This is a genomic window from Stenotrophomonas sp. STEN046, assembly GCF_056759755.1.
This window is the reverse complement of the sequence record NZ_JBRRDR010000046.1, coordinates 26,121-35,913: the sequence shown is the minus strand read 5'-3', so window position 1 is coordinate 35,913 and position 9,793 is coordinate 26,121. Positions and strand designations below refer to the sequence as shown.

At 66.1% G+C, this 9,793-nt stretch carries 8 protein-coding genes; 7 read left to right on the top strand and 1 reads right to left on the bottom strand.

Annotation, left to right across the window (positions count from 1 at the left end; all coding sequences use genetic code 11):
* Window positions 1-490: 490 nt before the first annotated feature.
* The 7 genes from ACVOLJ_RS17575 (at window position 491) to ACVOLJ_RS17545 (ending at window position 9,202) form a co-directional block, all read left to right on the top strand.
* Window positions 491-2,755: a methyl-accepting chemotaxis protein gene (locus ACVOLJ_RS17575; RefSeq protein WP_481564715.1), complete on the top strand. Its 2,265-nt coding sequence runs from the start codon at window positions 491-493 to the stop codon at window positions 2,753-2,755.
* 33 nt (window positions 2,756-2,788) lie between these two features.
* Complete coding sequence (locus ACVOLJ_RS17570; protein WP_481564714.1) at window positions 2,789-3,658, top strand: CheR family methyltransferase; 870 nt, start codon at window positions 2,789-2,791, stop codon at window positions 3,656-3,658.
* On the top strand, window positions 3,655-4,251 hold the full coding sequence (gene cheD / locus ACVOLJ_RS17565) for a chemoreceptor glutamine deamidase CheD (RefSeq protein ID WP_481564713.1): 597 nt from the start codon (window positions 3,655-3,657) through the stop codon (window positions 4,249-4,251). The genes ACVOLJ_RS17570 and cheD overlap by 4 nt, the downstream gene beginning before the upstream one ends.
* Entirely contained in the window at window positions 4,248-5,321 is a 1,074-nt protein-coding gene (locus tag ACVOLJ_RS17560) for a protein-glutamate methylesterase/protein-glutamine glutaminase (RefSeq protein WP_481564712.1), read from the top strand. Before cheD ends, ACVOLJ_RS17560 begins: the two co-directional genes overlap by 4 nt.
* Window positions 5,322-5,416: 95 nt before the next feature.
* Window positions 5,417-7,009 (top strand): hypothetical protein, encoded by a 1,593-nt coding sequence (locus ACVOLJ_RS17555; protein WP_481564711.1) that lies wholly within the window; start codon window positions 5,417-5,419, stop codon window positions 7,007-7,009.
* A 128-nt stretch (window positions 7,010-7,137) separates the two neighbouring features.
* The gene (locus ACVOLJ_RS17550) at window positions 7,138-8,715 is read left to right on the top strand and encodes a hypothetical protein (protein ID WP_481564710.1); all 1,578 of its coding nucleotides are present in this window, start codon (window positions 7,138-7,140) and stop codon (window positions 8,713-8,715) included.
* A 112-nt stretch (window positions 8,716-8,827) separates the two neighbouring features.
* Window positions 8,828-9,202, top strand: a complete 375-nt coding sequence (locus ACVOLJ_RS17545; protein ID WP_481564709.1) for a hypothetical protein — start codon at window positions 8,828-8,830, stop codon at window positions 9,200-9,202.
* A gap of 12 nt (window positions 9,203-9,214) precedes the next feature.
* Here ACVOLJ_RS17545 and ACVOLJ_RS17540 read toward each other — a convergent pair whose 3' ends face one another.
* Entirely contained in the window at window positions 9,215-9,748 is a 534-nt protein-coding gene (locus tag ACVOLJ_RS17540; RefSeq protein ID WP_475279869.1) for an energy transducer TonB, read from the bottom strand.
* Window positions 9,749-9,793 lie beyond the last annotated feature (45 nt).

Below are 9,793 nucleotides of genomic sequence, written 5' to 3'. Positions count from 1 at the left end.
TGTGTGGGTCGCCCCCCCCCGTTTTATTAAATATCAAACCCAAAAATAAATCCCCGGTGTTCGGTGGGGTTTCTTTGCTTTTTTCCTAAAAATTTGGTCCCCCACCCCTCTTTCCAACTGGAAACCCCAACGCTCTTGCTGTCCGCCGAAGTGAAGCCTTGGCGGGCCGGGTCGGGATGGGCAGGCAGGACCGTTGGCGCCATGGATGGCGCCATCGAGCCCCATGGATGGGTTCACCGCGTGTCCTGCCTGCCCATCCCGACCCGGCCAATCCATAGCAACCCATCGCCATGACCTGCCGTTGCTGTTGCTGTTGCCGTTGCTTCAAAAGCCTGCCGCAGGCAGCGCCGCAGCCGCCGCTGCACGGAAACCTGAATACGTTCGAACACCCCCGCTCAATCCCCCGCCCCCGCGGCCGATAACGATCTTGTCACCGCTGGTCTCGACCGGCACCGGCGCCGCCCACCCACCACGACACTGGTCCTGCTCGATGAATCTTCTGCATCGCTGGCAACACTACTTCAGCAATCTTTCCGTCCGACGCAAGCTCAACCTGCTGACGCTGCTCATCGCGCTCGGCGTGATCGGGCTCTCGGTGATCGCTGCGCGCATGCAGTACCTGGACCTCAATGAAACCCGCAAGTCTTCGCTGAAGACCCAGGTTGAACTGACCTACGGCATCCTCGACCACTACCACGGGCTGGCCGCCAGCGGCGAACTCACCGAGCCTGCCGCCCGCCAGGCTGCGCTCGACGCACTGGCGCGCATGCGCGCCGACAACGATACGTACTATTACAGCGTCTACGACACCCAGTACCGCGTGCTGATGCATCCGTTCCGCAAGGACCTGATCGGCAAGGACATGAAGGACTTCCGCTCCGAGGACGGCGTGCAACTGTTCCACGACCTGGTGGAAGTGGCACGCAAGGGCGGTGGCGTGGTCTCCTACAAGTGGGCCAAGGCCAACAGCGAAGGCCTGTACGACAAGGCGTCCTATGCCGGCCTGTTCGAACCGTGGCAGTGGGTGGTCAGCAGCGGCGTCTACATGGAAGACGTCCAGCAGCAGGCACTGGTGTTCACCGCCATCATGGCCGTCGCCGGCGGCGTACTGGTACTGATCGTACTGGCGCTGAGCTGGGTCATCGGCAACCGTATCGCCGGCCCGTTGAAGCAGGCCACCGCCGTGGCCGAGGGCATTGCCGGCGGCAAGCTCGACAGCCACATCGGCCCGCAGCCGCATGATGAAACCGGGCGCCTGCTGGAAGCCATGGGCCGCATGCAGCAGCAGCTGCACGCGGTCATCAGCGGCCAGCGCGAGATGGCGCGCCGTCACGATGGCGGCGAACTGAGCTACCGCATCGATGCCAGCGCCTTCCCCGGCGAGTACGGCCTGATGGTGCAGGAAACCAATGCGCTGGTCGGCGGCCACGTGCAGACCCTGCATGACGTGCTGGATGTGGTGCAGCGCTATGCGGTCGGCGACCTCAGCGGTGACATCGCGCGCTACCCGGGCGAGAAGGCGGCGATGACCACCACCGTCGATACCGTCAAGGCCAACCTCGGCCGCATCAATGCCGAGATCAAGCAGCTGGCCAGCGCAGCCGCTGCCGGCGATTTCAGCCAGCGTGGCGATGCCCAGCGCTTCGATCACGATTTCCGCACGATGCTGGAAAACCTCAATGCGATGATGGCGGTCAGCGATGACAACCTCGGCAAGCTGTCGCAGCTGCTGTCTTCCATCGCCGACGGCGACCTGACCGCGCGCATGCACGGCGACTACCAGGGCGTCTTCGCGCGCATGCGTGACGATGCCAATGCCACGGTCGCCCAGCTGACCCAGATCGTCGGCCAGATCCAGGCCAGCGCCTCCAGCATCACCCTGTCGGCTGGTGAAATCGCATCGGGCAACAGCGACCTGTCGCGCCGCACCGAACAGCAGGCCGCCAACCTGGAAGAAACCGCCGCCTCGATGGAGGAACTGACCTCCACCGTGCGCCAGAACGCCGAACACGCCCGCCAGGCCAACCAGCTGGCGATCGGCGCCCATGGCGTGGCATCGCAGGGCGGCAGCGTGGTCGGCCAGGTCGTCACCACCATGTCGGCCATCGAAGCCTCGTCGAAGAAAATCGCCGAGATCATCTCGGTCATCGACGGCATCGCCTTCCAGACCAACATCCTGGCACTGAACGCCGCGGTGGAAGCCGCACGTGCCGGTGAACAGGGCCGTGGCTTTGCCGTGGTCGCCAGCGAAGTGCGCACCCTCGCCCAGCGCTCGGCTGCTGCAGCCAAGGAAATCAAGGGCCTGATCGATGAATCGGTCGGCAAGGTCGCCGAAGGCTCCACCCTGGTCCACCAGGCCGGCAGCACGATGGGCGAGATCGTCGCCTCGGTGCAGCGGGTGACCGACATCATGGCCGAAATCTCGGCGGCCTCGCAGGAGCAGAGCGCCGGCATCGAGCAGGTCAACCAGACCGTGGTGCAGATGGACGAAACCACCCAGCAGAACGCCGCGCTGGTGGAAGAAGCCACCGCCGCCGCGCGCGCCATGGAAGAGCAGGCCGCGCAGCTGGCCGATGCCGTTGCGATCTTCCGGCTCGACAACCAGGTCGCCGCCGCCGTCAAGGCAGTGACCACCAAAGTCGCCCCGCACGCCGCCAGCCCGGCGCCGTCGCGGCTGCGCACCCCTGCAGCACCGATCCGCCGTCCCAGCTCCAGCCCCGTCGTCTCCAACGACAGCGACTGGCAGGAATTCTGATCCCCCGCAGCGGCTCCGGCCGCTGCCTCGTCGATGGACACGTCCACCGTGCAAAGCCCAACCCCCATCGTCAGCGGTAACCGCGAATTCGAATTCGCCGACCGTGATTTCCGCCGTGTCTGCGACCTGATCTACCAGCGCGTGGGCATCGCCCTCGCCCCGGCCAAGCGCGACATGGTGTACGGACGCCTGTCGCGCCGCCTGCGCACGCTCGGCATGCGCAGCTTCCAGCAGTACCTGGACCATCTGGAACAGGGCGACGGCGACGAGTGGCAGGCATTCACCAATGCCCTGACCACCAATCTCACCGCGTTCTTCCGCGAGCCGCACCACTTCGACAAGCTGCGCGAAGAGCTGCAGCAGCGCAACGGGCGCGGCCCCCTGCTGCTGTGGTCGTGCGCGGCCTCCACTGGTGAAGAGCCCTATTCGATGGCCATCACCGCCTGCGAAGCGTTTGGCACGCTGAAACCGCCAGTGCGCATCGTCGCCACCGATGTCGACACCCAGGTGCTGGCCACCGCAGGCCGCGGCGTCTACAACATCGACCGTGTCGCCGGCCTCGATCCGGACCTGCGCCGCCGCTATTTCCAGCGCGGCAGTGGTCCCAACGAAGGCCAGTGCCGCGTGCTGCCGGCGCTGCGCGAGCTGATCGAATTCCGGCCGCTGAACCTGCTGGCACCCCGTTACGACGTCGGCGGTCCGTTCGACGCGCTGTTCTGCCGCAACGTGATGATCTACTTCGACAAGCCAACCCAGCGCGCAATCCTTGGCCGCCTGGTCAACCACCTGGCCGATGATGGCCTGCTCTACACCGGCCACTCGGAAAACTACCTGCACGCGGCCGATCTGATCCAGCCGTGCGGCCGCACCCTGTACCGTCGTGCACAGGGAGCCGGTGCATGAATGCTTCGCTGCGCACCGACGATGTGATGCGTTACCAGGACGCGCGCTTCAAGACCATCGCCGCCAAGCTGCTGCCCACCCAGTACCTGGTGGTCGATGACACCACCGCGTTGACCACGACCCTGGGCTCGTGCGTGGCCGCCTGCCTGCGCGATCCGGTGCTGAAGATCGGTGGCATGAATCATTTCCTGCTGCCCGAGGGCAATGCCGGCGATGGTGCGCCTGCACGCTACGGCAGCTACGCGATGGAACTGCTGATCAACGACATGCTCAAGCGCGGCGCGCACCGCAAGCGCATCGAAGCCAAGGTCTTCGGCGGCGCCAACGTGCTCAAGGGCTTCACCAGCAACCCGGTCGGCACCCGCAACGCCGAGTTCGTGCGCCAGTATCTGCAGGCCGAGCACATCCCGATTCTTGCCGAGGACCTGTGCGGCATCCATCCGCGCAAGATCTGGTTCTTCGCCGATACCGGCCGCGTGGTCGTACAGCGCCTGCCGCACGCGCACGAAGCCGAAGTGGCCGCCACCGAATCGGCGGTGCGTGCACGCCTGTCCAAGGCCCCGTTCACCGGTGGCGTGGAGCTGTTCGAATGACCCTGACCGGCAACGCCCCCTGCCGGGTCCTGATCGTCGACGATTCCGCCGTCGTGCGGCAGATGCTCACCGAGATCCTGTCCAGCGATCCGGCCATCGATGTGGTCGGTACCGCCGCCGATCCGCTGCTGGCACGCGAGAAGATCAAGCGCCTGGCCCCGGACGTGATCACCCTGGACGTGGAAATGCCACGCATGGACGGCCTGGCCTTCCTGGAAAACCTGATGCGCCTGCATCCGCTGCCGGTGGTGATGATCTCATCGCTGACCGAACGCGGTGCCGACACCACCCTGCAGGCGCTGGCGCTGGGTGCAGTGGACTTTGTATCCAAGCCGAAGCTGGACGTGGCACGGGGCCTGCAGGCCTACGCCGACGAAATCATCGCCAAGGTGAAGATGGCCGCGCGTTCGCGGGTGCGCCCGCTGGTGCGCGTGGCCACCCCCAAGCTGACCCTTGATGCAGTGTCCCTGCCGCGCCCGGCAGCAACACAGTTCCGCACCACCGACCGACTGATCGCGATCGGCTCGTCGGCCGGTGGCACCGAAGCATTGCGCGTGGTGCTGGAAGGCATGCCTGCCGATGGCCCGGCCATCGTGATGACCCAGCACCTGCCCGCCAGCTTCAGTTCGGCCTTCGCCGAACGCCTGGACCGCCACTCGGCGATGGCCGTGCGCGAAGCCAGTGACGGCGAAGCCGTGCTGCCCGGCCACGCCTACCTGCCACCGGGCGGCAAACACCTGCGGATCATCCGCGACGGTGCCCGCTGGCGTTGCCGCGTGGACGACGGCCCTGCGGTGAACCGGCACAAGCCGGCAGTGGATGTGCTGTTCCGTTCGGTCGCGCAGTGCGCAGGCGGCAACGCCATCGGCGCGATCCTCACCGGCATGGGCGATGATGGCGCACGCGGCCTGCTGGAAATGCGCCAGGCCGGTGCCCCCACGCTGGTGCAGGACGAGGCAACCAGCGTCGTCTGGGGCATGCCCGGTGCGGCCTTCAAGCTCGGCGCTGCCGAAGAGCAGGTGCCGCTGGAGAAAATTGCCGAGCGTCTGCTGTCGCTGGCCCGGGGATGACCGCGCCGGCGAGTGTTCCTCACAGAACTCAACTTCATCCGCAGGCTGCCCGCTAAGAGCCGCACGTGTTGTTTCGCTTTTCAAGGATTTTCACCATGGCATTACGCCTGATTCCCCTGCGTGGCGTGCTTGCCGCCGCCAGCCTGCTGCCGACGCTCGCGAGCGGCACGGGTCGAACCGATGCCCCACCAGTGGCACCCACACCGCCCGCGGCGCGCTGGACAGAGCACGTGGCGATCAGCCCCGGCGCCGGTCAACATATTCATGATCACCACCCCGATGTCGTACTGCGCATCGTCACACCGGAAGATGGTGAGCGCATCACCGGCGCGGCCAAGACCGGGCAGTTTGTACGCCAGGTCTTCGGCGCCAGCTCCACTACCCGCCTGGACCCCAAGCATCTGCGCGGGACCGACATCCAAGCAGTGCCCAGCCCTGCCATGGAGCTCATGCCCAGCTTGTTCAATGACTGGCTGCAGCAGTACTTCACCCTGTTCCCCGGCGCGATTCCGCAGGGTCGAACGCTGTTGAGGGTCGAGGCGAATGAGTGGGCACTGATCTACCAGAAGCCAAAGGCAGGGCAACAGCTCTATCAGCTCAATCACTTCACCCGCCTGCGCCTGCAACAACCCGACGGCAGTACGGTGGATGCAGCGTACTGCAACGATCCCGGGCGCAATGCCACGCTTGAAGAGTGGCAGGCCAATGACCACGCGCGGCTTCGCGCCAGTGCCCGGGAACTGGCCGCCTCCTGCGTGCAGCGTTTTGTCAGCAAGCTGCCACAGTACTTCCCGCAGCCGCTGCCCACAGCGGGCAGCGGTGACGGTAGCGCACGCGTACGGGTCATCAACTCGGCAACGGAACGGGTCACCATGCTCAGCGATGCCTACTGCTTGGCCGACGGCAGCCGACGCTTCGATGACCCGCGTTGGCCGGCCTCCAGCAACGCCGACGCGCAGGACAGCGAGGCGGGCAACCTCAGCCTCGGCATCGCAGAAACGGAAACCCTGCGCAGCCTGAAGTCGCCGAAGTATCGCGAATATGCCGTACAGGCAGGCCAGCCGTTGATCTTCGACGCAAACGTCCGTCACCGGGGCGCGTTCTGCACCGGCACGCTGGCGGTACAGATCATGCCGGTCACCGGTATGGATTACGAAGTGAAGCTTGATATCGTGGGCCAGGTCTGCAGACTGAACGTCCATAGCGTCGATGCCGAAGGTGTCCGGCTCGCGGTGCCGGCCAGGCGCGCGCCGGAGACGTGCACGCGTTCGGACGTGGACTACACCGCGCTCACAGCGAAGACGCCGCGCGAACCGCTGGACGCCATGGGCGTCTTCCTGTTCAACGACAGCGCGTTGCAGGTACAGCCCGCAGACAGGGACAGTCCACCGCTGCAGCTGGCCGACGGTCCTGCCGATGCTGCGCGACTGGAGACGTTGTTGCAGCAGATGCTGGCCACGCCGGGTACCCGCGCCTGCGTGATCGTGCCTGGGCAGGATCACGCCAGCCCATTGAACACCCTGCTACGCAATTACGTGCTGGAGCATGGCGCGGCATTGCCTGGCCTGTGGGAGGCCGCCGAGACGGTCAATCAGGCGCGCCACGCAGACCCCGCCGCACCGCTGGATCTGCAAGCCGCCGTGCAGCACTGCCAGACGCTGCCCCGCCTGGACTTCCGCGTGCAGTAACGCATCGTCTGCGACGGTAGCACTGGCCTGGGCTGACCGAACCACACCGCACCCTTCAACAGCACCTCCTGCACACGCCGGCCCCGGACAGGCCAGCTTGGCTGTTCTTGTTTTCAAGGAGCTTGACCATGGCCCTGCGCCGCCTCCCCTCCCGAACCTCGCTGCTCGCAGCGGCCCTGCTCGCGCCGCTGCTGGCCACCGCTGCCGCCGCACCGGCATCGCCACAGGCTCCTTCTTCACCCGCCACCGACGGTACCGCCGCCTGGACCGACCGCGTGCAGATCCTGAGCGGTCCGGACAGCGCATTGAAGCGCCTGCACGCACCCGACGTGGCACTGCGCATCGTCACCCCCGATGACAGCGAGGCGCTCACCCCGAAGGGGCTGGCACTGCTGTTCAGCGGCAACGAGCCCGACTACTTCCGGCGCAACCACCTGGCCGGCAGCATCGTCGAGGGCCAGGCCAGTCCGGCCATCACGCTGATGCCCAATGTCGCCAAGGCGCTGGTGGGCGGCTACTTCCGCTATGCACCCGACGCTGTGCCCACGCAGGCCAGCACACTGCGCTTCAGTGCAGACACCTGGGCGCTGGTGCACCAGGGCAATACGCGCAAGGATCCGCTGTACCGCCTCAACCACTCCAGCACCATCCAGCAGCGCCGTGCCGATGGCAGCCTGGCTGAAATCATCAGCTGCGACGACAACGACAACCGGGCAACCCTGGACGCATGGCAGGCCAATGACTACGCCAAGCTCAAGAGCGCGGCGCAGATGATCACCATGAAGTGCATCGACAAGCTCATCAAGCGGATACCGGCGATGTATCCGCGCCCATTGGCTGCCGAAGACCTCAGTGCCTATGCGGGCGGTGCGGTTCCGCCGGCCCGCGTGCGCGTCTTCGCCGACTTCGGCCGGACCACCACGTTGTTTACCGATGCCTCCTGCCGCACCGACTACCGTGACCGGATTGACGTCAAGTACAACAACGCCGGTGACAAGGGCCTGCTGGGCATTCCCAGTACCGAGGCCCTGCGCAGCAAGGAGAACCAGCGATTCTCCACGCTGAGCTACCAGGAATACGAAGTTCCCGGTGGCAAGCCGCTGATCTTCGAAGCGGCCTTTGACCCGAAAAGCGGCCTCTACTGCAAGGGCACGCTGTCGGGCCAGTTCGTGGCCAAGCCCGGGCAGGACTACGAGGTGGAATTTGAAGTGGCCGACAAGCTGTGCCGGCTGCATATCCGCCAGGTCCATGCCGATGGCAGCGTGACCGCGCAGCAGGCGCGGGCGACCCCCACGATCTGTGAGGGCACCCGCGCGCCGGTCCGCATCACGCCGCGCCAGGACATGCAGGTGCTGCTGTTCACCCCCGGCAAACTGCAGATCCAGGACGCCACCCAGAACAGTGCACCGCAGCAGCTGGACGACAATGCCGGCAGCAACCAGGCACTGCAGCAGGTGTTGCAGAAGGCCAGCAGCAATCCCGGCACGCGATTGTGCATCGTGACGCCCGGCAGCACCTACAGCAGCCCGCTGCGTGACGCGCTGTGGGCCCATGTACTGGAATCGCCGCAGGTGCTGCCCAGCCTCTGGCTGGAATCGGCTGCGCTGAACCAGCCACGCGGTGCCGCCGCAGATGCCCCGGTCGACCTCGCCGCTGCGATGACGCACTGCAAGGCCATCCCGATCAAGGAGTTCGCGGCGTACTGATGGCGGTCCAACGCGGGCGGGATTGGCGATGCCAGCCCGCCTGCGTGCCGCTGCCAGTGCCTGCACGGGCCGGATGTGGTTTCATTGCAGCAACGCACAACGGACGCTGCGCATGGCTACACGGATGTGGTGGAAGATCTGCCTGGCCGCTCTGCTGGTGTCGGCGCCGGCGGTTCCGGCCGTCGCCAGTGGCGACCTGTTCTATTTCGAGGCCCAGCACGGCGAGGTGATCTTCACGTTGATGCTGATTGGCCGCGAGGATCCCGGCGCGGTCAGCGTCAGCTGGAAAGGCCGGTCGATTCCGCAGGTGCCCAATGTCCAACGCCGGTACTACATCGAATTCGACCGCGCCAAACGGCAGGCCTACGTCCGCCCCCTCACCCGTGATGGCCTGCCGTGGTTCGAGATGGACGTCTCCGGCGGGCGCGGCAACGTGCTGATCAATGGACAGCGCCTGCAGGGCACGGCGGACTGGACCATCCAGTAACGAAATCCCGGGTCACAGGGTTTCACCCGACACCACGATCCGCACCCGCCCGCGAACCGGCACACCGTTGCTGCTGGCAGGGGTATAGGTCCATCGGTACGTTGCCTCCACGGCAACCCTGTCCAGCTCCGGCGATCCGCTGCCGCGCGCAAGCTCGGCGCCCGCATGGCGACCCTGTTCGTCCACGTTCACCAGCACGGTGGCAATGCCGTCGCCGCGCTCGGGCCTGCGGTAGTTGGAAAGCCGCACGGGATGCAGCCGCTGCGACTCGGCATCGACGGCCGCGTAGATGTTCGCCGGCGCCGTACCCGGCCATCCCGCGTTGGCGCGTACCCTGGCACGGTGCTGCTCATCCAGCAGCAGTTCCGCGGGATCGGCAACGCGGGTCCATTCCTCGCCGGCATCTTCGTCGACCGCATCAACGGGCTCCTGTGCGCGCACGCGGCACGGGGCGGTCGACAGCAGCAGTGCAACCCCGCCCACCCACAGCGTCAGCGGCACAACATCTGCCCATGCCTGCAGGGACTTCCAACGTTCGGCAAACATCCGTGTACTCCAGCAGGGCAGCCTGGAATTCTAGCGTGTGGCGGC

Bases quoted from the DNA above. Each gene is read 5' to 3' on its own strand.
- ACVOLJ_RS17575 (WP_481564715.1), top strand. From the start codon at position 491: ATGAATCTTCTGCATCGCTGGCAACACTACTTCAGCAATCTTTCCGTC.
- ACVOLJ_RS17570 (WP_481564714.1), top strand. From the start codon at position 2,789: ATGGACACGTCCACCGTGCAAAGCCCAACCCCCATCGTCAGCGGTAAC.
- cheD (WP_481564713.1), top strand. From the start codon at position 3,655: ATGAATGCTTCGCTGCGCACCGACGATGTGATGCGTTACCAGGACGCG.
- ACVOLJ_RS17560 (WP_481564712.1), top strand. From the start codon at position 4,248: ATGACCCTGACCGGCAACGCCCCCTGCCGGGTCCTGATCGTCGACGAT.
- ACVOLJ_RS17555 (WP_481564711.1), top strand. From the start codon at position 5,417: ATGGCATTACGCCTGATTCCCCTGCGTGGCGTGCTTGCCGCCGCCAGC.
- ACVOLJ_RS17550 (WP_481564710.1), top strand. From the start codon at position 7,138: ATGGCCCTGCGCCGCCTCCCCTCCCGAACCTCGCTGCTCGCAGCGGCC.
- ACVOLJ_RS17545 (WP_481564709.1), top strand. From the start codon at position 8,828: ATGGCTACACGGATGTGGTGGAAGATCTGCCTGGCCGCTCTGCTGGTG.
- ACVOLJ_RS17540 (WP_475279869.1), bottom strand. From the start codon at position 9,748: ATGTTTGCCGAACGTTGGAAGTCCCTGCAGGCATGGGCAGATGTTGTG.